The organism is Erwinia pyri (assembly GCF_030758455.1).
GTDB lineage: Bacteria > Pseudomonadota > Gammaproteobacteria > Enterobacterales > Enterobacteriaceae > Erwinia > Erwinia pyri.
In genome coordinates this window covers 2,895,625-2,920,851 of the sequence record NZ_CP132353.1, presented here as the reverse complement: position 1 = coordinate 2,920,851, position 25,227 = coordinate 2,895,625, and the positions used below count along the sequence as shown (strand labels likewise).

Sequence of the window (25,227 nt, the reverse complement as noted above, 5' to 3'; positions counted from 1 at the left end):
CTCAGTTATACCGGCTGCGGGCGTTAGCTTCGCGTGCGGCTTTCGCCACTTCAACGCTCACTACGCGGCGACCCACGGGCCAGAGTGCAATCGCGGCGATTTTGAAATTGGCGATGCCGACAGGGATACCAATAATCGTTATGCATTGCGCAATGCCGGTCATGATATGCATCACGCACAGCCACCAGCCAAAGAAGATGACCCAGATAATATTCAGCACTGTCCCACCTGAATTCATCAGCACGCTTTTTTTGCCCGGCTCCAGCTCATCCACATGCACCGCTTCATTGCCATATGGGAGCAAAGAGAGTTTTGTGATCTCCCAGCAGGAGCGGGTTAACGGCAGAGTGAAGATAAAGATGATGCTGACCACAGTGGCAAAGAGCCAGGAGAGGGTGGTTAAAAATCCACCTAAAACAAAATTCAGAATGTTTAAAACGGTACGCATAGGTTTGCTTCCCTTACGGTGCGCGGAACTCAATAATACAATGCGTTGATTGTAGCGCGTTTTAAGTCTGGAGCGGTACACTCCAGCCCGGTAAACTACCGCAGTAAAGACAACCGCAGCCTGAGGCAGGACATGGAACTGAAAGCAACGTCGTTGGGTAAGCATCTGGCGCAACATCCCTATAACCGGGTGCGGCTGCTGACGGCAGGCGTCGAGGTGAGTGGTGAAAAGCATGAATATCTCATCCCGTTTAATCAGCTCTTAGCGATCAGGTGCAAACGTGGCATGGTCTGGGGCGAGCTGGAGTTTGCCCTGCCTGAGGAAAAAGTGGTGCGGCTGCATGGTACCGAATGGCAGGAAACGCAGCGTTTTTATCACTACCTGAATCAGGCCTGGCAGCAGTGGAGCGAGGAGATGAGCCAAATCGCTGCCGGGGTGCTGGAGCAGCAGGTTATCAGGTTAAAAGAGAGTGAAGGTGAGGACAGATGGCTTAAACGGCGCGACATGGCTGGATGGCGTAGCGAGATCCTGGAAGCGTTCTCCGCTTTGCCTCTGCCCGTCGAACGGCTGGATGATTTTGAAAACTGTCGTGAGGCTTACCGCTACTGTTTATCCTGGCTGGAGAGCAGTGAGGCTCAGCGGCAGAAACGCAACAGAGAGTGGTCAGAGAAGATGGTGGCCCAGTATGCTGACTTCTTCAATACGGTTGAAACTTCCCCGTTAAACCGCTCTCAGGCCACAGCCGTGGTCAATGGTGAAGAGGCTGTACTGGTGCTCGCGGGTGCCGGAAGTGGTAAAACCTCGGTGCTGGTGGCACGTGCAGGCTGGTTACTGCTGCGTAAGCAGGCGGCGCCTGAGCAGATCCTGCTGCTGGCATTCGGCCGTCAGGCGGCAGAAGAGATGAACGAGCGCATTGAGCAGCGGCTCAACAGTGAGGGGATCCAGGCCCGTACCTTCCATTCACTGGCTTTACACATCATTCAGCAGGGCAGCAACAAAGCGCCTTCAGTCAGTAAACTGGAAACGGATACCTCACTGCGGCATAAGCTGTTAATCGAGACCTGGCGTCAGCAATGCAGTGAGAAGAAAGCCCAGGCTAATGGCTGGCGCCAGTGGCTGAAGGAGGAGCTGGAGTGGGAGCTGGACGAAGGGGATTTCTGGCAAGAGGAGCGTCTCGCTAAACGTCTCGCCAGTCGCCTTGAACGCTGGCTGGGGCTGATGCGTATGCACGGCGGCGCGCAGGCCGCCATGATTGAGTCTGCACCAGAAGAGGTGCGCGATCTCTTTGCAAAACGGGTTAAATTAATGGCCCCGCTGTTAAAAGCCTGGAAAAATGCGCTTAAAGAAGAAGGCGCGGTAGATTTCTCTGGGCTGATTCATCAGGCGGTTAATATTCTGGATAAAGGGCGGTTTATCAGTCCGTGGAAACACATTTTAGTGGATGAGTTTCAGGACATCTCTCCACAACGGGCGCTGCTGCTGACCGCGCTGAGAAGGCAAAATAAACAAACTTCACTGTTTGCGGTGGGGGATGACTGGCAGGCAATTTATCGCTTCAGCGGGGCAGAGATGACGTTGACCACGGCCTTTCACCACCATTTTGGCGAAGGGGATCGCTGCGTACTCGACACCACCTATCGCTTCAACGATCGCATTGGTGAGATTGCTAACACCTTTGTGCAGAGCAACCCTCATCAGCTTAAAAAGCCGCTCAACAGCCTGAGCAAAGGCAATAAAAAGTCGATCTCGCTGCTTCCTGAAGCGCAGCTGGAGGCGCTGCTGAATAAAATCAGCGGCTACGCTACAGCCGATGAGCGGGTGCTGTTACTGGCGCGGTATCACTATTTGCGCCCGGCGCTGCTGGAAAAAGCCAAAACGCGCTGGCCTAAACTCAGGCTGGATTTCTCGACTATTCATGCCAGCAAAGGGCAGCAGGCAGATTACGTGGTGCTGCTGGGGCTTCAGGCAGGGAAGGAGGGGTTTCCTGCGGCGGCAAGGGAATCGGTAATGGAGCAGGCCTTGTTGCCTCAGCCGGAAGCGTTCCCCGATGCCGAAGAGCGCAGGTTAGCCTATGTCGCCATGACTCGCGCCAGAGAGCAGGTCTGGCTGCTCTTTGATAAAGAGAATCCGTCAGGATTTGTTGAGGAGATTAAGCGACTGGGTGTCCCGGTTCTGCGAAAGCCATAAAAAGAGCGTGCGGATGCACGCTTATTGCCGCCTTTTCTGCAACAGACGCACGCTTATTTCAGTCTTTCCTGCAGGTAGCGCTGATAGTCGGGAATAATAATATCGACAGGCTCAGCGAACAGCGGGGAGTGGATAATGAAATCGGCCGTTGCTCGGTTGGTGGCTACAGGAATATTCCACACGGTAGCCAGCCGGAGCAGCGCTTTGACGTCGGGATCGTGCGGAACCGCGTTTAACGGATCCCAGAAAAAGAAGAGCACATCGATTTTGCCTTCTGATATCAGTGCACCCACCTGCTGGTCGCCGCCCATGGGGCCACTCAACATAGCGGTCACAGGCAGGCCAGTCGCGCGCTGAATCAGGTTGCCGGTCGTGCCGGTTGCGTAAAGCGTATGCGCCTGCAGCACATTTTTATGGGTATCGACCCACTGCATCAGCGAGGTTTTGCAATGGTCATGCGCCACCAGCGCAATATGTTTTTTTTCCTGAATCCTGCGAGTTGTTTGATCCATGCCTGCCTCCTGATTTCACCACAAACCAATAGGGAACTGCCCGATAAAGCCAGTCGAGTTTAGGCTGAAAAGGGAGAGGACATCAACTGGTACGCAACGCGCGCATTAACATGACAAAGCGTTGACGGGTGGCGGAGTCAACCTGTTGATACCAGAGTTGCAGGATGCGGCCACCCGGAAGGTTGCCACTGGCGTAATCCTGTCCGTCAGTCCCGGAGGATGTGCCAGAGGTGTGCGGCTGCGCAAAGCGGGGAACGGAAGCGACGTTGCCTTTCAGGTTGTAAATCACCATCACCTGTTCGTAATTGGTCCCGGCATGGGTCAGCAGACGATCCTGTTGACTCTCAATGACCGCACCATGCTCATTTAAAAGCTGAAATTCAGGATGCTTTTCGAACGCTTTTCCCTGCGCAACCGTCGTTAACGGGGGAAGGGTGATGGTAATAGCACTGGCCTGGGTGGTAAATGTGACTATAAGTGGAGAGGAGCTCCACGATGTGCTCTTCTGCGCGTCTCTATTCAGGCTTTTTTCGACGCGAAACAGCAGCTGATGCTGTCCCTGCTCAAGTTCGAGCCCCTCAGCACCTTTCAGTAACGAACCGGAAATTTTGCGGCCGTCCAGCACCAGCAGGTCAATATCGGAGGCAAGCTTCAGCGTGGTTGCATGGGCAGATGCCGCAACCAGCAGAGCCATAACGCCTGCAATGACCAAACGCAGCTTCATTCTTTCTCCAGAGGGGCAGGGACGCGATAACATCGAGTGTATCAAAGTCTTTCAGTATTGCAGAATATTAACATTTTAACATATTTATTCGTGCTGTATCTCAAGGATTTGTCATCTTCAGGAGAATTAATCTGGCGTTGCCCGAAATCGGCATACACTGGATTATCCGTCCTGAAAGGAGAAGTGTATGCACGACCAGACAATTGCTGATGTTCTTAACTCCACCCGCCATATTGCTTTGGTAGGCGCCAGCGAAAAACCTGGCAGAGCCAGCCATGCGGTGATGGCCTATCTATTGGCGCAGGGATACAAAGTCACGCCAGTTAGCCCAAAACTGGCCGGGCAGACTCTGCTGGGACAGCAGGTCTACGCGAAGCTGGAAGATATCCCTGAACCCATCGATATGGTTGACGTCTTCCGTAACTCGGAAGCAGCCTGGGGCGTGGCGCAGGAGGCGATAGCCGTAGGTGCAAAGTCACTCTGGCTTCAGATTGGCGTCATTAATGAGCAGGCGGCGGTACTGGCGAGAGAGGCTGGTTTGCAGGTGGTAATGGACCGTTGTCCAAAAATAGAGATACCGCGTCTGGGGCTGGACAAACGGTAAAGAAATCCCGGTTACTGAAAAACAGGTAAAAAAAACCCCGCATGGCGGGGATTTTATGATTAATTTCTCAGACGCGGTGCCTGAAGCTGTTCACGGATTGAAGCAGCCAGTTCGTCCATCGACGGTTGCTCGGGGTGATCGCCGGGCAATTCCCAGGATAACTGTGCTTCTGCCAGATAAGTATGAACAGTTTCACCCGCCTCATTTTCCATCACAACATGATACCAGGGCGCATCCCGCAGCGACTCGCTGCCGGCTACGTCGTCAATCTCCGGATCGTCTAAAGAGTATTCCGGGTCGACATCTACTATCACACCAAGGAAACCGTGCAGCTTATGCCGCACCTGCTGACCGAGTCCAAATTTGCTGGCTATTATCATCGTGACCTCCTGATAAACATTGCTCTGCTACCAAAATGGGGGCAGGAACGGCGTTTTCAAGTCACAGCACGCGGCAGGCAAACCCTTTAAGGTACATCCCTTCCGGGTAGCTGGCGATCACTGGATGATCCCCTGCCTGCCGGAACTGCTCTATAAATTGTACATCACGCTGTGCATCCAGTGCGGCATCGGCGATGATTTTCTGAAATAAATCAGTTGGCATCAGGCCAGAGCAGGAGAAAGTCAGCAGCATGCCGTTCGGGTTAAGCAGCTGCATCGCCAGCATATTGATATCTTTATAACCCCGGCAGGCACCGGCCAGCTGGTTTTTATTTTCCACAAATTTCGGCGGATCCATCACGATCAGATCGAATTTCTCTCCGCTGTCGCGGTAACGACGAAGCAGCTTAAACACGTCATCGCGCAAAAATTCTGCTTTAGACAAATCCAGCCCGTTCAGCTCTACGTTCTGGCGGGCAACATCCAGTGCGCCCTGAGAAGTGTCCACGCTGATAACCTGCTTGCAACCACCCATCAGGGCGGATACCGCAAAGCCGCCTGTGTATGAGAAGCAGTTCAGTACGCGGCGATCTTTGGCGTAACGGCGGGTTGCCAGGCGACTGTCGCGCTGGTCCAGATAGTAGCCAGTTTTGTGACCGGTCTGGATATCAACCAGCAGCTTCATGCCATGTTCGGCAATCGGCAGCAGCTCGGGCGGCGTTTCACCCAGTACTACGCCCTGTACCAGCTCAAGGCCCTCTTTCTTACGAACGGCCACATCGGAGCGATCGTAAATAGCGCACTCCGGATAACAGTGCTGCAGGGCAGCGATCAATGCAGCGCGCTGATATTCTGCCCCTGCTGACAGCAGCTGAAGAACCAGATAATTGTCGAAGCGGTCGATGGTGATCCCCGGTAAGCCATCGGACTCACCGGCAATCAGACGGTAGCTGTCAAGACCGTCGCGCTCAGCGAGCCAGTCACGCAGCGGCTGTGCCGCCTGCAGGCGCCGGATAAAGAAGTCGATATCAATCGACTCATCCTGTTCCCAGCTCCAGACACGGGCACGGATCTGCGATTCAGGTGACCAGGCAGCGCGCGCCAGCCAGCCTCCATGGCTGTCACAAACATCAATAGTTTCACCCGAATCGGCCTTTCCTTCCAGGCGGGCAACCGCGCCAGAGAAGACCCAGGGATGACGACGGAGTAAGGACTTTTCACGTCCTTTGGCAAGAATCAAACGAGCAGTCATATTTGCTATGCTTAAAGTCAGAAAAACAGACGTTATTGTCCGGTGCAAGCCGGGAAAATGCAATCTGCGTCATCAATGGAGAGGAAATATGACTACTGTCTGCGTAAGAGCCTGGGTGCACGGCACGGTTCAGGGCGTTGGATTTCGCTACAGCACTCAGCGTCAGGCCAAAGAGCTGGGGGTAAAAGGTTACGCCAGAAATCTGGACGATGGCAGCGTGGAAGTGCTGGCCTGTGGCGAGGAAAAAGAGGTACAGGCACTGATTAGCTGGTTGAAAGCGGGCGGCCCCCGAAGCGCAAACGTTGAAAAAGTGCTTCAAGAGCCACATCAGCCGCGGCAAATGCCGGACAGCTTTACCACTGCCTGAACCGGGAAGACTCTGTCCTGAAACAGCTGCAGCATACTTATCAGGTCGGTGTTGAAAACTTTCAGAGGCATTTCGCAGGCTTAGGCAGACCCGCAATTTTAGTAGCCTGTTTGGCCGGGCCTTTGGGGAAAAGACGGAACAGGTAACGACTGTTGCCTTTTTCCTCGCCATATTTTTGTGCCATGGCTTTAACCAGCATCCTCACTGCCGGAGAAGTATTGAATTCCAGATAGAACGCGCGAACAAAACGCACCACCTCCCAGTGAGCTTCTGTCAGCTCAATGGCCTCTTCTTCGGCCAGTTGGGGTGCCATCTCTTCACACCAGTCCGCAGTGGATTTCAGATAACCCTGCGCATCACGTTCGATTTCTTTACCCTGAAATAACACTTTGTTGCCTCTGTCGTTTTACCAAGCGTCCCAGTTTAGCAAACGGGTTTGTTGGCTGGATAGTCCCGGATGCAGGAATGATAAAGAGGTGCCTGCAAGTGACAAAAAAAGCCCCGCAGAGGCGGGGCTTTTTTAGCGTATAAAACAGAGCTTAGTTGCTGCGAGACATTCCCAGAATGCTGAGCAGGCTGACAAAGATGTTGTAGATCGAAACATACAGGCTGACCGTGGCGCGAATGTAATTGGTTTCGCCGCCATGAATAATGTTACTGGTTTCCCACAGAATGGCCCCTGAGGAGAACAGAATAAACATTACGCTGATCGCCATATGCAGCGCCGGAATATTGAGGAACAGGTTGGCTACTACGGCAACCAGCAGCACCACAAAACCTGCCATCATCATTCCGCCCAGGAACGACATATCCTTGCGGGTGGTCAGTACGTAGGCTGAACAGCTAAAGAACACCAGCGCCGTGCCGCCCAATGCCAGACCAATGACATCTCCCATGCCCGCTGAGAGCAACGAGTTGAGCATCGGCCCCAGACAGTAACCGAGGAAACCGGTAAAGGCGAAGGCCGCCAGGATACCGGTCGGGCTGTCAGCCAGGCGGTAGGTCAGAAACATCAGCCCATAAAAACCAGCCAGCATCAGAATAAAACCGGGCGCGGGCAGGGCGAAGACGGTACTCAGGGTTGCTGTTACGGCGGAGAAGGCCAGCGTCAGTCCCAGCAGGAAATAGGTATTGCGCAGCACCTTGTGAGTGGTAATTAACGAACTGCTGTGGGTACTTGAAACAATGCGATCCATAATAATACCTCTCAGGGTCACCAATTTACCTGTGAGAATAGGGAGCGCAGCGAAGCGGGGAAAGACGTTTTACCCTTCTTTACGCGGCCTGCCGCTGTTTCTGTGAGCGGGGTGGCGATAATAACAGCAAAAAAAACGTATTCGCTGCTTTTTCAGGCATCCGATCCAAAACTGACTTTACATCGCCAAAGAGGATGTTTATAGTTCGCCTCATTGTGGAGGGGTGGCCGAGTGGCTGAAGGCACCGGTCTTGAAAACCGGCGACGGGAAACCGTTCCAGAGTTCGAATCTCTGCCTCTCCACCATCTAATTCGACGGGTCAGCGTAAGCTGGCCCGTTTTGCTATGCGCAGCAAAAATGGGCCGACTGCTGAAAAGAGCAGGGATGACCGTCCGCCTGGATAAAAGTGCATCGATTCAACAAAATAGCTAAAAATAGTCTTGGCAAACTAAACGCTATCCCCTATACTGCGCGCCATCAGTTGTTCAGGAGGTATCAGCTACTTCCCGGTAACAGCAACTGGTAACAGCGTGGAGGGGTGGCCGAGTGGCTGAAGGCACCGGTCTTGAAAACCGGCGACGGGAAACCGTTCCAGAGTTCGAATCTCTGCCTCTCCACCATCAAATTTGACGGGTCAGCGTAAGCTGGCCCGTTTTGCTTTGTCTCTTTCCTGCCTGCTATTTCTCTCTGCGCCCCTTCCAGGTAAAGCATTCCGAAAAAACATATCGTTTCTTTTCAATCTCCTGATGCGACTAAACGGCAAAGGCGATACTCTGCTATATTCTCAGCACCAATGCCCACGCCTGGCCTCTTTTTCAGGCGCCGTTGCGAACGCCGTTGCGAGCCTTTTTCCCAACCGCATCGCCATTATACGGCCGGGTGCTTTACCCTTGAATCAATGGAAAAACACATGATTAAAAAGTTCAGTCTTTGCGCGTTAGCAGTCTGCTCGGCAGTGGCCGGGACCTCAGCCTATGCTGCTGACGACGATTACCAGCTTGAGCAAGTGTTAATGATGAGCCGCCACAATCTGCGCGCGCCGCTGGCCGACAATGGCAGCGTTCTGGCGCAGTCCAGCAAAAAGGCCTGGCCAAAATGGGACGTACCGGGTGGGCAGTTAACAACTAAAGGTGGCGTGCTGGAAGTCTATATGGGCCGCTATACCCGTGAATGGCTGGCTCAGCAGGGGCTGCTCAAAGAGGATGTTTGCCCGACTACTGACGAAGTTTACGCTTATGCCAACAGCCTGCAACGCACGGTTGCTACCGCTCAGTTCTTTATTACCGGTGCCTTCCCGGGCTGTGATATTCCTGTCTCGCATCAGGATGAGATGGGCACGATGGATCCGGTGTTCAATCCGGTTATTACCGATGGTAGCGAAGCCTTCAATAAGCAGGCGTTGACGGCAATGAACGGCGCAGGCGAGAAGCTGGCTCTGAAACCCGCCTTCCAGCGTCTTGAAAAAATCATCGATTACAAAAATGCACCCGCCTGTGAGGGCAAAAAACAGTGCGATCTCTCCAGCGACAATCAAAACAAATTCAGCGCTGAAAATGGCAAAGAGCCCAACGTCTCTGGCCCGCTGAAGGTAGGTAACTCGCTGGTTGATGCGTTCACTCTGCAATATTATGAAGGTATGCCGCTGGATCAGGTTGCCTGGGGGCAGATCAAAACGCCTGAGCAGTGGAAAGAGCTTTCTGCCATTAAAAATGGTTATCAGGATACGCTGTTCACCTCGCCAGAAGTGGCGCGTGATGTGGCCGCTCCGCTGGTTGACTACATTCGCAGCATGCTGGTGGATGAAGATAAAGCCAGCGCACCGAAAGTGACCCTGATGGTTGGCCATGATTCCAACATCGCTTCACTGCTGACAGCGTTAGATTTCAAGCCTTACACTTTGCCAGAACAGAATGAGCGCACGCCTATTGGCGGAATGATTCAGTTCCAGCGCTGGCATGACAAGAAAAACGATCGTGAGCTGGTAAAAGTCGAATACGTTTATCAGAGTACCGAACAGTTACGTAACGCCACGCCACTTTCGCTGGATACCCCACCTGAGCGCGTCACCCTGCAGATGAACGGCTGCCCAACGGATGCCAACGGTTTCTGCCCGTGGGATCAGTTTACCCAGGTACTCAATAAAGCGATTCAGGGGACGCCGATGGCAGTAAATGCTCCTCAGCCAGCTGCTGCGCCTGCACCGGCACAAGCCAGCGAACCGGCGGCCGATAAAGTAGCGGCGGCAAAAGTTGCTGCTGACAAAGCGGCTGCGGATAAAGCGGCACAGGCTAAAGCCTCGGCAGAAAAAGCCGCTGCAGATAAAGCAGCAGCGGAGCAGGCTGCAAAAACCAAAGCGGAAGCAGACAAAGCTGCTGCTGCCCAGCCTGCCAAAGAGAAAGCTGGCTCAGATAAAGCCGCTGCTGATAACGCAGCAGGCGAAAAAGCGGCTGACACGAAGACAACCCCGGCTGCAGAGCCAAAGAGCGAGGCTGCTCCGGCAGCGGCTGACGCGGAGAAAGCTGACAGCAGCAAGAATGCTGCTACGGCTGAATCAAAATAATCCTGAAGCGCTTATAGTCAGTAAAAACCGCTCCCTCAGGGAGCGGTTTTTTTTCCGATAACACAGGTTGAGCTGCCCTGCCATTACGCGCTTTTTCTCCAGGTCCATATACAGTTAATCCCTTCTCAACTCCTGTGTGGCATTACCGCCTCCCTTTTCCCTTCACTATATAGCCAGATTAATCCTAATAATTTTTCAAAAAAAGATAACGCAAATTTATCTGTTGCAGCTTGCATCGCAATCATAGCGTGGATTACACCCACTATTTTCATGCAATCTGCAAAGGTTACAAATTCAAGTGATTGATTTTATTTATCTTTATATTTTATCAATCAAGGTAATAGTTTCCCTTTGAAATCTTAACTGATATAAATCAAAGGCTTGAACCATCCATTGTGTCAGTTAATTGACATTAATATGTATATCGATGCGTTAAAAGGTAATAAAAAGTAAATATTTGCTACCTATATTTGGCCCTCCGATTTTATGGGAGGCGTCATGCGCAACTGGAACGAACCTAAAAAAAGAAAGGCCCACATCGAACTGATCCCCATGATCGATGTGATGATGTTTCTTCTGGTCTTTTTTGTGCTGATCAGTCTGAACGTTATTCCTTCTCAGGGGCTGAAAACTCAGCTTCCTTCTGCCCGCAGCACGCAGGAACTCAAACCGCAGCAGAAAGCCATTCTGACGCTCGGCGCAGATAACGTGCTGCAGCTTGATGGCAAAGATCTGCCGTTAGCCTCGCTGGTGGAGACGCTGAAACAGCAGCAGAAAGGCGATGAAAAAACGACTCTGATCGTCAGCAGCGACAAGAGCGTGCCGGTTGAACGGTTGGTGGAGGTTATGGATACCCTGCGACTGGGCGGTTTTTACTCCATCTCTATTGCCACCCGGAAGCGCTGATATGTTCTGGCTTTATCGCATCCGCCATCTGCTCAGCTGGCTTCCGGGCTTAATCGTCCTGCTGGCGATCTACCAGGCAAGCCAGCAGGCACCGCTGAAAATTCAGCCTCATTATGATGAAACCACCATGGAACTGGCACTGGCTGAACCAGCGCCGGAGGCCGTAGCTGAACCACCCCCGCCGGTTGAACCACCCCAGCCGGAACCTCTTCCAGAACCTGAACCTGCGCCGCCAGAGGAGCCGCCCGTCCCGGTTGACGCGCCACCGCCACCGCCGCCTCCGGTTCGCAAGCCGGAGCCGCGTAAGCCTGAAGTAAAAAAACGAGAAACGGTAAAGCAGGCTGCGCCGGTGCAAAAGACCGCGCAGGTGAAAAAGGTCACTCCCGCTTCACCAGTTGCAACGCGTCCTGAACAACCCACTACGCCTGCCGCGCCCAAACCCCCCGTCAATAATGGCGCGCAGGAAAAAGGTTATGAAAGTGCGCTTCGGGGCGTGCTGGAACAGAGCAAACGCTATCCCACCGGCCGTCAGGCTGCGCTGGAGCGTCCGAAAGGAGAGGTAGAAGTCTGGCTGGAAGTTGATCGCAGCGGGCGGGTGCTGGCCTCAGGCATCAGTAAACGCGCATCCAACATGCTGTTGAACCGTGCAGCCTTGACATCATTGCAGTCGATGAAGCAGGTCAGGCCGTTCCCGGCAGAGGCCTATTCAGGACAAAACAGTAAAAGATTCAGCGCCACGTTCAACTATTCGGCGCCTTAAAACAACCACAACATTGCCAAAGGATGACAAATGATGAAGCGTTTTTCGATCTCAGCGGTGGCGCTGGCGGTTCTGACCGCGCTGTCGACGCAGGCGGCTGATACCACCACAACCGACGTAGGCAGCATCAACGTTGAAGGGCAATCGCTGGGCGGCGGAATGATGGTGCAGGAGGATAGCGCCAAAGCGCGCTCAACCGTAACCAAAGAGGCTATCGATAAGCTGGGGGGCGCGACCAACTCCATTGACCGCCTGAAGTACACCCCGGGTATTAACGTGAACAGTAATGATTCCGTCGGTCTGAGCGGGTTTGATTACACCATGCGCGGCATGAATTCCGACCAGATAGGACTGTCGATTGACGGTATCCCGATCAATGACTCCGGTAACTACGCCAGCTATCCAAACCTGCTGGGCGATATCGAAAATATTGATGGCATGTTTGTGACTCAGGGATCATCAGAGATGGATGGCCCCCATATCGGTTCAAGCGGCGGCAATATAGCGATGACCACCCGTCGCCCGTCCAAAGAGTTTGGCGCTTTTGTTAAGCAAACGATGGGCAGCAACAGCCTGAGTAAAACGTTCGCCCGCGTGGAAACTGGCGAGCATGACGGCTTCAGCGCCTGGCTCTCCTATTCCCATACCGAGGCGGACAAGTGGAAAGGTCAGGGCGGCCAGCGGGCAGATAAGCTGGAGTTTAATACGCTGTATGAAGATGAAGGCGGCAACAGCAGCAACCTGATTGTGAAATTCAACCGTCAGGATTTGGTTAACTACAACACCGCCAGCCGCGATCAGTTCAACAGCGACCACCGTTATGACTATCGCCACGGCATCACCTATAACGCTGATGGCAGCGTGGCGAACGATTATAAAATTAACCGTAATCCGTTTGAAAACATGACTGTTTCCTTTACGCAGAAGCTGCAGCTGCGTGACGATTTAGCGCTGACTATCCAGCCCTATTATTATTACGGCAATGGCGGAAGCTTTAACGGCCAGACCGCCAGCACCCTTTCTGCCACCAGCGACAGGGCAGGGATGTACGATCTCAGCGAGCTGGAGAGCAACACTTATTACCGACCGTCATGGACGCAAACCTGGCGGCCGGGTATTACCACCAAGCTGCGCTGGGATATTAACGACCAGCACAGCCTGGACATTGGCTACTGGTACGAGCGTGCTCGCCAGCGTCAAACCCAGCCTTACATCGGTATCAAAAGCGACGGTAATCCAGCGGAGCTGTGGGGTGAGCCGGGTGGCTCGGATCAGGTCAAAGATGCCAATGGCAACACGGTGCAGGGACGTAATCAGAACACCACCACGCCAGCACACCGCATCTGGGCGCAGGATACGTGGTTCTTCTCGCCGGAGTGGACCTTCAGCGGCGGCCTGGCCTATGAATATGTGCAGCGTATTGGGGAGAACCACGGCAGTCTGAGCGCTGAACCGGCCAGAACCGAGGCCAAATACCACGAATTTCTGCCCAGCTTTAACGCCAGCTGGAAATTCGTGCCGGAGCAGCAGCTGTTTTATAACCTGACGCGCAATATGCGCACGCCAATGAACTATGTGCTCTATAACACCGGCGATTCGATTAACACCAAGCCTGAGCTGAGCTGGAATCATGAGCTGGGCTGGCGCTTGCAGAATGAAGAGATGCTGGTCAGCGCCACGCTGTTCTATCTGACGTTTGAAAACCGCCAGTTCTCCACCAAAAATGCCGATAACGACGACATCCTGATCAACGTAGGTGACGTGGTCAATAAAGGGCTGGAGCTGGAGTGGGGCGGCAAGCTGCCTTATAACTTCAACTATCACACCGCCTACACCTATACGGATTCTGAGCAGAAGGATGACATCAGTGCCAAAGGCGGCACGCTCTCTACCAGCGGTAAGCAGTTGGCAAACATCCCCAAAAATATGTTCAACGCCACGCTGGGCTATGACGACGGCCTCTTCTACGGCAATGTCACTGGCCGCTACACGGGCGCGTTTTACGGTGATTTAACCAATGACCAGAAAATCGGCGGCCGTACGGTTTATGACCTGGGTGCCGGGGTCTATCTGCCGATTGACAAGAAAATTGTCAAAAGTGCCACGCTGCGTTTTGGCATCAACAACCTGTTTGACAAAGAGTACCTGAGTTCCGCCCGCACGGTAGCCAGCAACTCCGTGGCGCAGAATGGCCTTAGTGGCGATACGCCTTACTACAACATTGGTGAGGAGCGGACTTTCTACGCCTCGCTGGAAACCACTTTCTGACAGTAAAGACGGGATAAAGATGAACGCGACCCTGATGCACGATATTATTTTTTGGGTGATGTATGCCGCGCTGGTCATCGCGGTAGTGATCATGATCGAACGCACGCTTTACTATGGCTGGACGCACCGGCATGCGCGTCAGCTGCAGCAGGCTCTGGGTGATAACATCACCCAGATTAACCAGCTCCCTGACAATCTTCGTTCCCGCCCTTCGCTGGCGTTGCGAATGATTACGCCGGTAATGGATCAGGCGACAGCACGAGATCGTGAAGCGCTAAGCGATCTCACCGAGCAGCAGTACCTGAACTGCAAGCCCTCGCTTAACCGGGGGATCTGGCTGCTGGAAACCATCGTTACCGCCGCGCCGTTGCTGGGCCTGTTAGGAACGGTGATGGGGATTATTGATACATTTAAAGCGCTGGCGGCGTCAGGTGTCTCCGACCCAGGCCAGGTTTCAGCCGGAATGGGCACGGCGTTGAACGCCACGGCGCTGGGGATCGCCATTGCGCTGCTCTGCCTGTTGGGCAACAATTTCCTGCAAAGCCGCATGGAAGCCATTCAGGAGCAGTTTAAGGTCCTGTTGATCCGTGCAACTCTTGGCGCACATGTTGGTTCAGGGCACGCGCGGATGGCAGAGGTAGAGAAGAACCGTTATGCCTGAATACTCTGTTAAAAACATGGCGTGGCTCAGGTCACGCCGTTGGCCTGCGGGAATAGCACTTATGGTTTGTCTGGGAAATAGTGTCCATGCCGCTGCGCCTTTATGGGAACTGGTGTTCAATGCGCCGGCAGAGACTTCGCTCGGCGCAAGCGACCTTCGCCCCGCTGAGGCGGTGTGGCAGTCGCTGTTTGATCATGCCAGAGAGCAGATTGATATTGCCGCCTTTTATGTTTCCGGTAATAACGGCTCCCGGCTTAATCAGACGCTGGATCATTTGCGTAAGGCGGGCGAAAGGGGCGTGAAGATCCGCGTTCTGATGGAGGAGAAAGGGATCGGAATGTCCACACCGGAAACGCTGGCCATGCTGAAAGCGATCCCCAATCTGACCTTTCGCCTGATGCCTTTTGGCCAGCTTACGGGCGGTATTCAACACGCTAAATACCTGCTGGTGGATCGAAAACAGGCCTGGGTAGGCAGTCAGAATATGGACTGGCGCTCGTTGGAGCATATCCATGAAACAGGGCTGCTCATCTCCCAGACCAAAGTCGTGGAGCAGGCGCAGAGCCTCTTTGACCATGACTGGCAGCTTCAGAGCAGGCTCGCCGCTGGTGAGGCAGTTAAAGCCGATAACTTCGTCTCTCCGCCATTCACCGACCGGCCTGGCATCCAGCTGGTAGCCAGCCCACGGGCATGGAATCCTTCAGGGATAGTGGACTCTGAGCTGGCGCTGACATCCCTGCTGGGTGCTGCAAAACGTCAGGTAAATATTATGGTGATGGATTACACGCCGCTGGCTTATGGGCAGGGGCCGGTGCGTCAGTATTACCCGGTGATCGATAACGCGGTACGCACTGCCGCCGCGCACGGCGCGCAGGTCAACCTGATGGTTGCTGACTGGAACCTGCATCCGCCAGCGCTTAGCTACCTGAAAAGCCTGGCGCTCCTGCCCAATATCAGCGTCCGCTATGTGCATATCCCTGAAGCCAGCAGCGGTCCGATTCCCTACGCGCGCGTACTGCACAGTAAGGTCATGACGCTGGATGGCACCCACAGCTGGGTGGGAACCAGTAACTGGAGCGGGGGTTATCTGGATAATTCGCGGAATCTGGAAGTGGTGGTTAACGACATCTCTCTTACCGGGCGACTGGATAACCTGTTTAACCAGCAGTGGCAAAGCGATTATGCTCATGAGCTGAACCCGGAGACCCAGCCTCTGGGAAGCGGCCCTTAATCGGGGCATAAAAAAAGCGGAGCAGGGTGCTCCGCTTTTTTGTTTACTGGATGTTAACCGGCGCTGACAACCACCAGCTTCTGATTAACAAACTCTTTGATACCCAAATCAGAAAGCTCGCGACCGTAGCCGGAACGCTTCACGCCGCCAAACGGCAGTTCAGCCGCGGTATCGCTGGCAGAGTTGATATAAACCATGCCGGTTTCAATGCGCGAAGCGAGTTTTTTACCGCGCTCGATATTTTGCGTAAACACCGCACCGCCCAGACCATAGTGCGAGTCGTTGGCAAGTTTCACCACTTCCTCATCATCTTTAACCACATAGACCTGCGCAACCGGGCCGAAGAACTCTTCAAAATAAGCCGGATTATCGCGGGTGATGCCGGTAAGGATCGTTGGCTCAAAGAAGCAGCCTTCGCCTTCGATGACTTTTCCACCTAGATGCAGCTTCGCACCTTTCGTCACAGCCTGCTCAACCTGCTTCACCAGCGTATCGCGGGCAGAGGAAGAGGAGAGTGGGCCCAGTGTGGTGGTCTCATCTAACGGATCGCCAGTTTTGATTTCGCGGAACGCCTGGCTGAATTTCTCCAGGAAAGCATCAGCTACTTTTTCATGCACAATAAAGCGTTTGGCAGCGGTACAAACCTGTCCGCAGTTGCTGAGACGGGCCGCTGCGCCAGCCTTCACGGCTTTATCAAGGTCGCAGTCATCCAGCACCACAAAGACATCATTCCCGCCAAGCTCCAGCGTGGTTTTCTTCAGGTATTTGCCAGCCTGCTGTGCCACGGCACTCCCGGCACGTTCGGAGCCGGTCAGCGCTGCGCCCTGCACCCGATCGTCAGCAATCAGTGCCGCTATCTGCTCGCTGCTGATGAAAAGATTGGTCCAGGCACCTTTCGGCGCGCCCGCTTCCGTGACCAGCTCTTCAAACAGCGTGGCGCAATGCGGGACGTTCGCCGCATGTTTTGCCAGAACCGGATTGCCCGCTGCCAGATTTGGCGCCAGCACGCGCATCAACTGGTAGAAGGGGAAATTCCAGGGTTCAACCGCCACCAGCACGCCAATCGGGTGATTCTCGACCCAGGCTTCACCCAGATCGCTGGGATAGCGCGTCGGCGCAAGAAAACGCTCTGCATTTTCAGCGTAGTAGCGGGCAATCTGCGCGCAAAGTTTTACTTCTCCGCGGCTTTGGTTGATCAGTTTGCCCATCTCGATGCTGGCCGCTTTCGCCAGCTCATCAACACGGCCATCAATCAGATCGGCAAGCTTTTTCAGTACCTGCACGCGTGGCTGAATCGGGCCTTTAGACCACTCTGAATGATAGAGATCGTCAGCGGTTTTCAGCGCCTGTTCAACCTGTTGTTCGTTATGGTCCGGCCAGGTTTTAATCAGCTTATTACTTGCGGGATTTATTGTCTGATAAGACATAGTTCGCTCCTTGGTGTAATCGGCCTGGCGTTCAGGCAAAAAAGAAAGATGGTTAAAGCCTGGTTGAGAACCCGTAATTTCACAACGTTACCGTATGGGCTATTCGGAGGTTTCTTAAGCTTTAAAACGGCAAAAAGGGCGGAAAATCCGCCCTTTTTGCTAATCTTACCGGTTAAACGTTTTTTCGTTCGACCGGAATATTGTCCCAGGTCAGCACATCTTTATCGGTTTTATCAAAGGCGCGAAGAAGCACTTCATCACTCCCTTGTTGTTCCCAGATGCCCTCTGCGACCTTTTCGTCATAATCAGCCACTTCAAAAATGGCTTCAGCAATCTCAGGGGAGGTGTTCCGCAGGGTTGCCCATTCGCCTACACGATGCTCTTTTGATTGTTGCGTTGCCATAATGATCTCCTGTTATGAATTAAGCTTAACGGCCAGTCCGGCGACATACTCACCCTGGTAACGGGCGATATTCAGCTCCGCTTCGCTGGGCTGTCGCGAACCATCGCCGCCGGCGATAGTCGTTGCGCCGTAAGGGGTTCCACCCTGTACCTGTGAAACATCAAAAAGTTCTTTGGTGCCATAACCAATCGGCACGATAACCATGCCGTGGTGCGCCAGCGTGGTCCAGGTTGAAGAGATGGTGTGTTCCTGTCCCCCTCCTGTACCGGTCGAAGCGAAAACGCTGGCGAGTTTGCCGTACAGCGCGCCAGAAGCCCAGAGGCCTCCCGTCCGGTCAAGGAAGGTACGCATCTGGCCTGCCATATTGCCAAAACGGGTTGGCGTGCCGAACAGAATCGCATCATATTGCGGCAGCTCTTCGGGAGTTGCCTCCGCAGCAGCCTGATGCGTTTTACCACCCACCTGAGCAAAACGTTCTGCATCCATTGTCTCAGGAACGCGTTTAATGGTCACTTCCGCTCCACTAACGCGTCCGGCGCCTTCGGCTACAGCATTGGCCATCGTTTCGATATGCCCATACATGGAGTAGTAAAGCACAAGAATTTTCGCCATCAGTTCCCTCGTTAACGTCGTTGGTGGGTGAACGGCTTGTGAGCCTTGGAGACAGTATAGAAGAGGGTAGCCGCCTCTGCAGCGAGATGCGGTTCATTTGCCTGAAAGCTGAGCAGTCAGGCAGGGGACAACGATAAAAAATATTAGCAGTAATAATATTATTCATCAGAGGGTTTGACGCTTTTATCCGCAGAGCAAGCGCTTTTTTCGCACAATTTCTTAGCACGTCGGTGCTGTTAATCTATGCTTAATCACTTGGCAGGGGCGTCCCGCACGCCTCTGTTCTCAAGCGGTCAGAACGATAATGACCGTGCTAATGCAGTATGATGGCTTAACTATTCGGAGGGTTGAAATGGCTGAACATCGTGGTGGATCGGGAAATTTCGCTGAAGATCGTAAAAGAGCATCAGAAGCAGGGCGCAAAGGCGGCAAAGCGAGCGGGGGAAATTTCAAAAATGACCCTCAGCGCGCCTCTCTTGCGGGTGAAAAAGGAGGGCGTAACAGTCGGGGAAGTCGCAGCAAATCCTCCGATAATGCGTAACGCCTTCTGAAACCGCCGGGTTTTCCCGGCGGTACATCTGGACAGTGACCCCTCTGGCCCGGCAAACTGGCGTTAAATCCCTGTCCGAGCCAGCTATGTCTGCCTTACTCTCGCGCTATAAACTCGCTTTTTCGCCCCAGGAAATCACCCTGATCGTCATCACTATGATCTGGGGTGGTACGTTTCTGGCTGTCCATCATGCTATGAGCTTCAGCGGCCCCTTCTTTTTTGTCGGCGTGCGTTTTGCCACGGCTGCACTGTTGCTGGGCGCAATCTCGTGGCGCTCATTACGAGGGATCACCCGGCAGGAAATTAAGTCAGGCGCGCTGATTGGGGCTGCTATCGGTTGCGGTTATGGGCTGCAAACTTATGGGATGCAGACTATTACCAGCAGTAAATCAGCTTTTCTGACTGCGCTCTATGTGCCCCTGGTGCCGCTGCTACAGTGGCTCTTTCTCGGGCGGCTGCCGGGCGTTATGTCATGGATTGGCGTGGCGCTGGCCTTTATTGGCCTGCTGCTGCTGGCTGGCCCCGATGGCAACTCGCTGGCTTTTGGGGCGGGTGAGCTGGCTACTCTGCTGAGTACGCTGGCGATTGCGGCAGAGATCATTTTAATCAGCGCCAGCGCCGGCAAAGTAGACGTGAAAAGAGTCACTGTGGTCCAGTTGGGTTTTGCATCGCTGCTGGCGTTTATGCTGATGATACCAAACGGTGAAACCGTTCCCTCCTTTTCGCCCTATTTACTCTTCAGCGCCATTGGGCTGGGCATCGCCAGTGCGCTTATTCAGGTCACCATGAACTGGGCGCAGCGAAGCGTCTCACCTACGCGGGCAACAGTTATTTATGCAGGCGAGCCGGTATGGGCGGGTATTGTCGGCAGAATAGCGGGCGAACGCCTTCCCGCTGCGGCGCTGCTGGGCGGGGCGCTTATCGTACTGGGCGTGCTGGTAAGCGAGTTGAAGCTGAAGCGTAAACAAAAGGCGAAGGACCAGCCTTCGCCTGATGACGTTAAGGCAAACTAGTTATCCTGATGCACCACGCCGCTGCTGTTCAGCGCGGCAGTACGGCGGGTCAGAATAGCATTGAGGATAATGGCGCCAAAGGTCGCCGTGCCGATGCCTCCCATGGTGAAATTACCGATTTTCAGCGCGAAATCCCCGGCGCCCAGCACCAGCGTAACCGCAACCATGATCAGGTTGTTATTCTGGCCCAAGTCGACATTGTTCTGTACCCAGATCCTCGCGCCAGCCACGGCAATCAGTCCGAACACTACGATGGATGCGCCGCCGATAACCGGAGCCGGAATGGTGTGGATCAATGCACCAAATTTTGGTGAAAAGCCCAGCAGAATGGCGATCACCGCCGCCGCCACAAAGACCAGCGTGGAGTAAACTTTTGTCACCGCCATCACACCGATATTCTCGGCATAGGTGGTAACTCCGCTGCCGCCCACGCTGCCAGAGAGCATCGTTGCCAGACCGTCGCCCACAAAGGCTCGTCCCATATAGGGATCAAGATTCTTACCCGTCATCCCGGCAACGGCTTTAATATGCCCAAGATTTTCCGCCACGAGGATCACCGCAACTGGCGCAATCAGAAACATGGCATGGCTGTCGAAGAGAGGCGAGGTTGTGGTGGGAAAGCCCAGCCAGGGCGCGGTGGCAAGCAGGCCGAAATCTACCGCTTTGCCCAAACCCAATCCGTTGGTCAGCAGGGCATAAATCGCACAGGCCACAATCAGTCCGACCAGGATCAGCAGGCGTTGCACCATGCCTCGGGTGAACACGGCAACCACCCCGATACAGAGCACGGTCATCACCGCCATCCAGCTGTCGAACATGGAGGCAGAAACACTGCGTACCGCGATCGGCGCCAGATTCAGCCCGATAGCCATCACCACGGCGCCCGTGACCACCGGTGGCATCAGTTTTTCAATCCAGCGGGTGCCCACTTTCATCACAACAAAGCCGATCAGCATATAGACCAGGCCACACGCAATAATCCCGCCCAGCGCCACCGCGAGATTGGGATTGATCCCCTGGCCGTTGAAACCGGTAACCGCAATAACCACACCAACAAACGCCGCGCTGGATCCCAGATAGCTCGGCACTCGTCCGCCGGTAATCAGGAAAAACAGCAGCGTTCCCACGCCCGACATCAGAATTGAGAGATTGGGATCAAGCCCCATCAGTAACGGCATCAGCACCGTGGCGCCAAACATCGCCACCGCGTGCTGAAGCCCCATAATCACCGTTTGTCCCAGCGGCAATGTTTCATCTGGCGCCACTAAACCCTGCGCCGTTGCGGACTGTTTACGCCATTGAGGAAACCAGGAACTCGCCATCGTCTTCTCCAAAAGAAGTGAATAAAGCATTAACCGCAGGGGCGGCGTTTCAGACTTCCTGCCGCTGTAAACGGTGATAACCCCGGTCGAAATAGATCAGGCCATGGGTGTGATCGTTGTAAATCAGCGCCTGCGCCTCACAGACCAGTACATCGTGAGTGCCGACGCTCATCACCTGAGTCACTTTGCAGTCAAAAGAGGCCACGGCCCCAGCCAGCACGGGCGAGCCGGTGACGCTGGTTGACCACTCCGCCGCGATAAAACGGTCCGCCATTGGCGTCTTGCCGCCAAACAGGTTCGACAGGGATTCGTGACCCGCCGCCAGGGTGTTCACGCAGAGCTGCTGATTGGCTTTGAATACCTCATAAACGGAAGCGGATCGGTTCAGACAGACCAGCAGAGTTGGTGGGGTATCGGTGACGCTGCAAACGGCAGAGGCAGTAAATCCCGCCCGGCCAGCCGGACCATCTGTGGTAATGATGTTGACGGCGGCACCCAGGCGCGCCATGGCATTACGAAAATCTTGTTTTTCCACACCCGCAGTAACAGCAGGTGACAGGGTTGCCAGAGACATAATCAGTTCCTTATTACAGCGTGCGGGCAGCAAAGGAGACAGGGCGTGACTGCTCTGTCGACGAAGGTTCACTCTGAGTGACAGCGGGTGAAGTCTCCTCCAGCCACGCCATCAACAGCTGGTTAAATAGCGCGCTATCCGTAACGCTCATCGCATGACCGCCCCAGGGCATTTTTTCCAGCCACGCCTGCGGCAGTGCTTCATAAAGCGCCTGCGAACAGCGCCAGGGCACCAGTAGATCATCCTGTGAGCAGATCGCTAAAACAGGTTGAGTAATACGGCTGGCGAGCTCACTAAAATCGCACGCCATCAACGCATTCAGGCGGCGCAGCAAATTTTCTGTTCCCTGAAAATGCGCGGCGTGCAGAGCATCTTCAGCTTCAATACGGGCCTGATTCTCTGCCAGCCAGTCAGCCGGATAAAGAAACAGCGGCTGCGCACGGACATAGGCCTCCACGCCAACATTTAGCAGAAGGTCCTGACGAACGCTGAAACAGCGGCGGGTATGGGCATTTAACCGCAGCCAGCCATTGACGATAACCAGGCGGGAAACGCGCTGCGGATAGTCCAGGGCGAGCTGCATGGCTACCATGCCACCCAACGCATGGCCGATAACGTCATAACGATCGATGCCTGACGCGGCCAGCTCAGCAGCCAGTTCGGCAGCCATGTCGCCCATGCTGTATCCTTCCGGCAACGTATCGGGAGAACGACCTGTTCCCCGCTGATCGTAAGTGACCACGCGATACTTTTGTCGCAGGTCATTCATCTGTGGCAGCCAGAAGCTCCCCAGACCGCCAAGCCCGGCAGAGAGGACCAGCGTTCTGGCTTCCGGGTGAGTCAAACCAGAGAGCTCAATATGCATACTCTTCTCCGCTATTTGCCAATGTGCGCAATGCTGGCGATCTCTATCAGCGCGTCTGGTTTTACCAGGCCGCACTGGATGCAGAAGCGCGCTGGTTTTTCGCCGGGAAAATATTCCGCATAAACCCTGTTGATCGCGGCGTAATTGCTCCAGTCAGTGACAAAAATAGAGTTAAACGTCACGTCTTCCAGGGTGCCACCGGCGGTCTCAATCACGCTTTTAATGGTCTCCAGGACATGGCGGGTCTGCGCTGCGGCATCCCCCACATGAACAACGTTGTTCTCCTGATCAAACGGCAGCGTTCCGGAGACGTAGACAACGCCATCCGCGAGCGTACCCGGGACAAAAGGCGCAATTGGGATGCCCGTCCCCGGCGGTGTAATAATGGTCTTTGGCATGATTTTCTCGCTCAGGGCTTATGCCGTCTGTTTGATGGGGGCAGATTCGTTTTGCAAGGCAGAGCAGAACGTTGTGACGTCCGACACCCAGCCAAAGAAAGTCTCTATGTTGAAGATCGCTGCCTGCTGTGCAAAGGGAGGGCCAGCCTGATAGGTTGCGTCTTCCAGCACAATCCCGAAATATTCCAGGAAGAAGCCATCGCGCAGCGTGGACTCCACGCAGACGTTAGTGGCGATGCCGGTAAACACCAGATGGCGTATGCCGCGGCTGCGCAGCATGCTGTCGAGCGAGGTATTAAAGAAGCCGCTGTAACGAGGCTTAGGCAGCACGATATCGCCAGGCTGCGGCTGAAGCTGATCCACCAGCTCATAATCCCAGCCGCCTTTTGCCAGCAGCGTGCCTTCCAGTTCCGGACGCTGGCGCATGGTTTTCAGCGCATTGGATTTATGCCAGTTAGGGGACCCAGGACCGCCTGCTTCCACATACTGTTCATCCCAGCCGTTCTGGAACCAGATAATCTGGATGCCAGCCTCGCGGGCGGCAGTGACCGCGATATTGATATTATCGATTACCGGGCGGGTGGCAGAGACGTCAAAGCCAGCCAGATCCAGATAGCCCCCCGTTGTGGCATAGGCATTTTGCATATCCACCACAATCAGTGCAGTTTGTTCCGGAGGGAAGGCGATAGCTTCTGGGCGCGCTGGCAGCGTGATGCTGTTTTTCGTGGATGCAGTGGTACAAACAACCGGCTCTTTACTGATCATTACGCAACCTCCTTCGCGGCTTCAATGGTATTACTCCGGCACTGCATCAGCGGCTGAATACGCTCGCCAAAGTTTTCAATGCCCTGCAGGAAATCATCAAAAGTCAGCAGCACGCCCTGAGTTCCTTCAACCGCTGCCACTTCGTCAAGCATGCGGGCCACGTTGGCGAAAGATCCTACCAGCGTGCCCATATTGATATTCACCGCGGAGGTGGGGTCGGCCATCTGACGGACGTTGGTGTCGCTGCCGGACTTTTTGTCCTGCTGACTTTGCGTGGTCAGCCAGGCCAGCGCTTCCTCGTCTGCGCCCTCTTTGTAGTGCTCCCACTTGGCCCGCGCCGCTTCGTCAGTTTCATCGGCGATGATCATAAACAGCACGAAGGAGCCGACATCGCGTCCGGCTTCATCCGCCGCCTGCTTCATGCGGGTTGCGGTAGGGGCGAAAGCGGTTGGCGTGTTTACCCCTTTGCCAAAGCAGAAGTTGTAGTCCGCATGTTTTGCGGAAAAAGCCATACCTGCATCACTCTGACCGGCGCAAATCACTTTGACAGGCTTCTGCGGCTGCGGGCTTAACCGGCAATCGTTCATGGTAAAGAACTCGCCTTTCAGATCGGACTTGCCGGTGCCCCAGAGGTCCCGCAGCACGGAGACATATTCTGTCAGATAGTCATAGCGGCGTGAGAAGTACTCATCGCCGGGCCAGATCCCCATCTGCTCATATTCGGGTTTTTGCCAACCGGTCACCAGATTCACGCCGAAGCGTCCGTTGGAAATGGAATCTATCGTGGAGGCCATCCTTGCCACAATGGCCGGAGGCAATGTCAGGGTAGCGGCGGTGGCATAGATTTCGATACGTGAGGTCACCGCTGCCAGGCCAGCCATCAGGGTGAAAGATTCAAGGTTATGATCCCAGAACTCCGTTTTACCGCCGAAGCCGCGCAGTTTGATCATCGACAGGGCAAAATCAAAATGGTAGTGCTCGGCCTTCAACACAATGGCTTTATTTAACTCAAAGGTAGGCATGTATTGCGGGGCATTGTTTGAGATCAGCCAGCCATTGTTACCGATTGGGATAAATACACCGATTTTCATTGGGATACCTCTGGGTGTGCGTTAGGGTTAAGTCCTGCGCTGCGGTGCATCCTGCACTCTCCCTGAAGCGGCGCTCAGCAAGGAAGTTGCAAAGGCTGTGCCAACAAAATTAACTGATTGATTATCAGTAAGTTAAAAAATTTGCATTAAA

27 protein-coding genes and 2 tRNA genes are annotated in these 25,227 nt (G+C 54.2%); 13 read left to right on the top strand and 16 right to left on the bottom strand.

The features are described 5' to 3' along the window. Position 1 precedes the first annotated feature (1 nt). Positions 2–448 (bottom strand): YccF domain-containing protein, encoded by a 447-nt coding sequence (locus tag Q3V30_RS13825; protein WP_306206563.1) that lies wholly within the window; start codon positions 446–448, stop codon positions 2–4. A gap of 132 nt (positions 449–580) precedes the next feature. On the opposite strand from Q3V30_RS13825, the gene helD reads away from it, so the two are divergent. Beyond that, complete coding sequence (gene helD / locus Q3V30_RS13820; protein WP_306206562.1) at positions 581–2,635, top strand: DNA helicase IV; 2,055 nt, start codon at positions 581–583, stop codon at positions 2,633–2,635. Between the two features lie 53 nt (positions 2,636–2,688). On the opposite strand, the gene Q3V30_RS13815 is transcribed toward helD, so the two are convergent. Next, positions 2,689–3,147, bottom strand: coding sequence for a methylglyoxal synthase (locus Q3V30_RS13815; protein WP_306206561.1), 459 nt, complete (start codon positions 3,145–3,147; stop codon positions 2,689–2,691). Positions 3,148–3,229: 82 nt separating this feature from the next. After that, complete coding sequence (locus Q3V30_RS13810; protein ID WP_306206560.1) at positions 3,230–3,871, bottom strand: YccT family protein; 642 nt, start codon at positions 3,869–3,871, stop codon at positions 3,230–3,232. 187 nt (positions 3,872–4,058) lie between these two features. Here Q3V30_RS13810 and Q3V30_RS13805 point away from each other — a divergent pair, with 187 nt between their 5' ends. Continuing rightward, positions 4,059–4,475, top strand: coding sequence for a CoA-binding protein (locus Q3V30_RS13805; protein ID WP_306206559.1), 417 nt, complete (start codon positions 4,059–4,061; stop codon positions 4,473–4,475). 59 nt (positions 4,476–4,534) lie between these two features. Here Q3V30_RS13805 and hspQ read toward each other — a convergent pair whose 3' ends face one another. Together hspQ and rlmI are read right to left on the bottom strand one after the other, a co-directional pair. Next, complete coding sequence (hspQ, locus tag Q3V30_RS13800) at positions 4,535–4,852, bottom strand: heat shock protein HspQ (RefSeq protein ID WP_306213208.1); 318 nt, start codon at positions 4,850–4,852, stop codon at positions 4,535–4,537. Between the two features lie 64 nt (positions 4,853–4,916). Then, entirely contained in the window at positions 4,917–6,107 is a 1,191-nt protein-coding gene (gene rlmI / locus Q3V30_RS13795; protein WP_306206558.1) for a 23S rRNA (cytosine(1962)-C(5))-methyltransferase RlmI, read from the bottom strand. Between the two features lie 88 nt (positions 6,108–6,195). On the opposite strand from rlmI, the gene yccX reads away from it, so the two are divergent. Continuing rightward, complete coding sequence (yccX, locus tag Q3V30_RS13790) at positions 6,196–6,474, top strand: acylphosphatase (protein WP_306206557.1); 279 nt, start codon at positions 6,196–6,198, stop codon at positions 6,472–6,474. Between the two features lie 61 nt (positions 6,475–6,535). Here the strand turns inward: yccX and tusE are convergent, their stop codons facing one another. After that, positions 6,536–6,862: a sulfurtransferase TusE gene (gene tusE, locus Q3V30_RS13785; RefSeq protein ID WP_306206556.1), complete on the bottom strand. Its 327-nt coding sequence runs from the start codon at positions 6,860–6,862 to the stop codon at positions 6,536–6,538. 151 nt (positions 6,863–7,013) lie between these two features. Next, positions 7,014–7,670, bottom strand: coding sequence for an FtsH protease modulator YccA (gene yccA, locus Q3V30_RS13780; RefSeq protein ID WP_306206555.1), 657 nt, complete (start codon positions 7,668–7,670; stop codon positions 7,014–7,016). Between the two features lie 217 nt (positions 7,671–7,887). On the opposite strand from yccA, the gene Q3V30_RS13775 reads away from it, so the two are divergent. The 8 genes from Q3V30_RS13775 to Q3V30_RS13740 all read left to right on the top strand — a co-directional run bounded on the left by Q3V30_RS13775 (position 7,888) and on the right by Q3V30_RS13740 (position 16,056). Continuing rightward, positions 7,888–7,975 (top strand) — tRNA-Ser (locus Q3V30_RS13775). 227 nt (positions 7,976–8,202) lie between these two features. Then, positions 8,203–8,290: transfer RNA gene (locus tag Q3V30_RS13770), tRNA-Ser, on the top strand. Positions 8,291–8,580: 290 nt separating this feature from the next. After that, positions 8,581–10,230, top strand: coding sequence for a bifunctional glucose-1-phosphatase/inositol phosphatase (gene agp, locus Q3V30_RS13765; RefSeq protein ID WP_306206554.1), 1,650 nt, complete (start codon positions 8,581–8,583; stop codon positions 10,228–10,230). A 498-nt stretch (positions 10,231–10,728) separates the two neighbouring features. After that, the gene (locus tag Q3V30_RS13760) at positions 10,729–11,136 is read left to right on the top strand and encodes an ExbD/TolR family protein (protein WP_306206553.1); all 408 of its coding nucleotides are present in this window, start codon (positions 10,729–10,731) and stop codon (positions 11,134–11,136) included. A gap of 1 nt (position 11,137) precedes the next feature. Next, positions 11,138–11,896 (top strand): energy transducer TonB family protein, encoded by a 759-nt coding sequence (locus tag Q3V30_RS13755; protein ID WP_306206552.1) that lies wholly within the window; start codon positions 11,138–11,140, stop codon positions 11,894–11,896. 33 nt (positions 11,897–11,929) lie between these two features. Further along, entirely contained in the window at positions 11,930–14,164 is a 2,235-nt protein-coding gene (locus Q3V30_RS13750) for a TonB-dependent receptor family protein (protein WP_306213207.1), read from the top strand. A gap of 19 nt (positions 14,165–14,183) precedes the next feature. After that, entirely contained in the window at positions 14,184–14,825 is a 642-nt protein-coding gene (locus tag Q3V30_RS13745) for a MotA/TolQ/ExbB proton channel family protein (RefSeq protein ID WP_306206551.1), read from the top strand. Positions 14,826–14,886: 61 nt separating this feature from the next. After that, positions 14,887–16,056 carry a phospholipase D-like domain-containing protein gene (locus Q3V30_RS13740; protein WP_306206550.1) on the top strand — a complete coding sequence of 390 codons (1,170 nt, stop codon included), beginning with the start codon at positions 14,887–14,889 and terminating at the stop codon, positions 16,054–16,056. 53 nt (positions 16,057–16,109) lie between these two features. Here the strand turns inward: Q3V30_RS13740 and Q3V30_RS13735 are convergent, their stop codons facing one another. From Q3V30_RS13735 to wrbA, 3 genes are all read right to left on the bottom strand, one after another. Then, complete coding sequence (locus Q3V30_RS13735; protein WP_306206549.1) at positions 16,110–17,483, bottom strand: NAD-dependent succinate-semialdehyde dehydrogenase; 1,374 nt, start codon at positions 17,481–17,483, stop codon at positions 16,110–16,112. Positions 17,484–17,655: 172 nt separating this feature from the next. Then, the gene (locus Q3V30_RS13730) at positions 17,656–17,886 is read right to left on the bottom strand and encodes a YccJ family protein (RefSeq protein ID WP_306206548.1); all 231 of its coding nucleotides are present in this window, start codon (positions 17,884–17,886) and stop codon (positions 17,656–17,658) included. A gap of 12 nt (positions 17,887–17,898) precedes the next feature. Continuing rightward, positions 17,899–18,498: an NAD(P)H:quinone oxidoreductase gene (gene wrbA / locus Q3V30_RS13725; RefSeq protein ID WP_306206547.1), complete on the bottom strand. Its 600-nt coding sequence runs from the start codon at positions 18,496–18,498 to the stop codon at positions 17,899–17,901. A gap of 352 nt (positions 18,499–18,850) precedes the next feature. On the opposite strand from wrbA, the gene Q3V30_RS13720 reads away from it, so the two are divergent. Together Q3V30_RS13720 and Q3V30_RS13715 are read left to right on the top strand one after the other, a co-directional pair. Beyond that, a complete protein-coding gene (locus Q3V30_RS13720) occupies positions 18,851–19,039 on the top strand; it encodes a con-10 family general stress protein (protein WP_306206546.1) in 189 nt (62 codons plus the stop codon). A gap of 95 nt (positions 19,040–19,134) precedes the next feature. Then, positions 19,135–20,061 (top strand): DMT family transporter, encoded by a 927-nt coding sequence (locus tag Q3V30_RS13715; RefSeq protein WP_306206545.1) that lies wholly within the window; start codon positions 19,135–19,137, stop codon positions 20,059–20,061. Here Q3V30_RS13715 and rutG read toward each other — a convergent pair. The 6 genes from rutG to rutA are packed head-to-tail and all read right to left on the bottom strand — an operon-like array spanning position 20,058 to position 25,076. Further along, a complete protein-coding gene (gene rutG / locus Q3V30_RS13710) occupies positions 20,058–21,383 on the bottom strand; it encodes a pyrimidine utilization transport protein G (protein WP_306206544.1) in 1,326 nt (441 codons plus the stop codon). The genes Q3V30_RS13715 and rutG overlap by 4 nt on opposite strands. A gap of 49 nt (positions 21,384–21,432) precedes the next feature. Beyond that, positions 21,433–21,957, bottom strand: coding sequence for an NADH-dependent FMN reductase RutF (rutF, locus tag Q3V30_RS13705; protein ID WP_306206542.1), 525 nt, complete (start codon positions 21,955–21,957; stop codon positions 21,433–21,435). A 13-nt stretch (positions 21,958–21,970) separates the two neighbouring features. Further along, on the bottom strand, positions 21,971–22,822 hold the full coding sequence (gene rutD, locus Q3V30_RS13700) for a pyrimidine utilization protein D (protein ID WP_306206540.1): 852 nt from the start codon (positions 22,820–22,822) through the stop codon (positions 21,971–21,973). Between the two features lie 11 nt (positions 22,823–22,833). Beyond that, positions 22,834–23,220: a pyrimidine utilization protein C gene (rutC, locus tag Q3V30_RS13695; protein ID WP_306206537.1), complete on the bottom strand. Its 387-nt coding sequence runs from the start codon at positions 23,218–23,220 to the stop codon at positions 22,834–22,836. An 18-nt stretch (positions 23,221–23,238) separates the two neighbouring features. Beyond that, positions 23,239–23,985 carry a pyrimidine utilization protein B gene (gene rutB, locus Q3V30_RS13690; RefSeq protein ID WP_306206535.1) on the bottom strand — a complete coding sequence of 249 codons (747 nt, stop codon included), beginning with the start codon at positions 23,983–23,985 and terminating at the stop codon, positions 23,239–23,241. Then, positions 23,985–25,076: a pyrimidine utilization protein A gene (rutA, locus tag Q3V30_RS13685; protein WP_306206533.1), complete on the bottom strand. Its 1,092-nt coding sequence runs from the start codon at positions 25,074–25,076 to the stop codon at positions 23,985–23,987. Before rutA ends, rutB begins: the two co-directional genes overlap by 1 nt. Positions 25,077–25,227: the final 151 nt, after the last annotated feature.

Bases quoted from the DNA above. Each gene is read 5' to 3' on its own strand.
- Q3V30_RS13810 (WP_306206560.1), bottom strand. From the start codon at position 3,871: ATGAAGCTGCGTTTGGTCATTGCAGGCGTTATGGCTCTGCTGGTTGCG.
- Q3V30_RS13755 (WP_306206552.1), top strand. From the start codon at position 11,138: ATGTTCTGGCTTTATCGCATCCGCCATCTGCTCAGCTGGCTTCCGGGC.
- Q3V30_RS13740 (WP_306206550.1), top strand. From the start codon at position 14,887: ATGGTTTGTCTGGGAAATAGTGTCCATGCCGCTGCGCCTTTATGGGAA.
- rutD (WP_306206540.1), bottom strand. From the start codon at position 22,822: ATGCATATTGAGCTCTCTGGTTTGACTCACCCGGAAGCCAGAACGCTG.
- yccX (WP_306206557.1), top strand. From the start codon at position 6,196: ATGACTACTGTCTGCGTAAGAGCCTGGGTGCACGGCACGGTTCAGGGC.
- Q3V30_RS13815 (WP_306206561.1), bottom strand. From the start codon at position 3,147: ATGGATCAAACAACTCGCAGGATTCAGGAAAAAAAACATATTGCGCTG.
- Q3V30_RS13805 (WP_306206559.1), top strand. From the start codon at position 4,059: ATGCACGACCAGACAATTGCTGATGTTCTTAACTCCACCCGCCATATT.
- rutB (WP_306206535.1), bottom strand. From the start codon at position 23,985: ATGATCAGTAAAGAGCCGGTTGTTTGTACCACTGCATCCACGAAAAAC.
- Q3V30_RS13760 (WP_306206553.1), top strand. From the start codon at position 10,729: ATGCGCAACTGGAACGAACCTAAAAAAAGAAAGGCCCACATCGAACTG.
- rutA (WP_306206533.1), bottom strand. From the start codon at position 25,076: ATGAAAATCGGTGTATTTATCCCAATCGGTAACAATGGCTGGCTGATC.
- rutC (WP_306206537.1), bottom strand. From the start codon at position 23,220: ATGCCAAAGACCATTATTACACCGCCGGGGACGGGCATCCCAATTGCG.
- Q3V30_RS13720 (WP_306206546.1), top strand. From the start codon at position 18,851: ATGGCTGAACATCGTGGTGGATCGGGAAATTTCGCTGAAGATCGTAAA.
- helD (WP_306206562.1), top strand. From the start codon at position 581: ATGGAACTGAAAGCAACGTCGTTGGGTAAGCATCTGGCGCAACATCCC.
- agp (WP_306206554.1), top strand. From the start codon at position 8,581: ATGATTAAAAAGTTCAGTCTTTGCGCGTTAGCAGTCTGCTCGGCAGTG.
- wrbA (WP_306206547.1), bottom strand. From the start codon at position 18,498: ATGGCGAAAATTCTTGTGCTTTACTACTCCATGTATGGGCATATCGAA.
- Q3V30_RS13735 (WP_306206549.1), bottom strand. From the start codon at position 17,483: ATGTCTTATCAGACAATAAATCCCGCAAGTAATAAGCTGATTAAAACC.
- Q3V30_RS13745 (WP_306206551.1), top strand. From the start codon at position 14,184: ATGAACGCGACCCTGATGCACGATATTATTTTTTGGGTGATGTATGCC.
- rutG (WP_306206544.1), bottom strand. From the start codon at position 21,383: ATGGCGAGTTCCTGGTTTCCTCAATGGCGTAAACAGTCCGCAACGGCG.
- rlmI (WP_306206558.1), bottom strand. From the start codon at position 6,107: ATGACTGCTCGTTTGATTCTTGCCAAAGGACGTGAAAAGTCCTTACTC.
- Q3V30_RS13730 (WP_306206548.1), bottom strand. From the start codon at position 17,886: ATGGCAACGCAACAATCAAAAGAGCATCGTGTAGGCGAATGGGCAACC.
- Q3V30_RS13715 (WP_306206545.1), top strand. From the start codon at position 19,135: ATGTCTGCCTTACTCTCGCGCTATAAACTCGCTTTTTCGCCCCAGGAA.
- Q3V30_RS13750 (WP_306213207.1), top strand. From the start codon at position 11,930: ATGAAGCGTTTTTCGATCTCAGCGGTGGCGCTGGCGGTTCTGACCGCG.
- yccA (WP_306206555.1), bottom strand. From the start codon at position 7,670: ATGGATCGCATTGTTTCAAGTACCCACAGCAGTTCGTTAATTACCACT.
- Q3V30_RS13825 (WP_306206563.1), bottom strand. From the start codon at position 448: ATGCGTACCGTTTTAAACATTCTGAATTTTGTTTTAGGTGGATTTTTA.
- rutF (WP_306206542.1), bottom strand. From the start codon at position 21,957: ATGTCTCTGGCAACCCTGTCACCTGCTGTTACTGCGGGTGTGGAAAAA.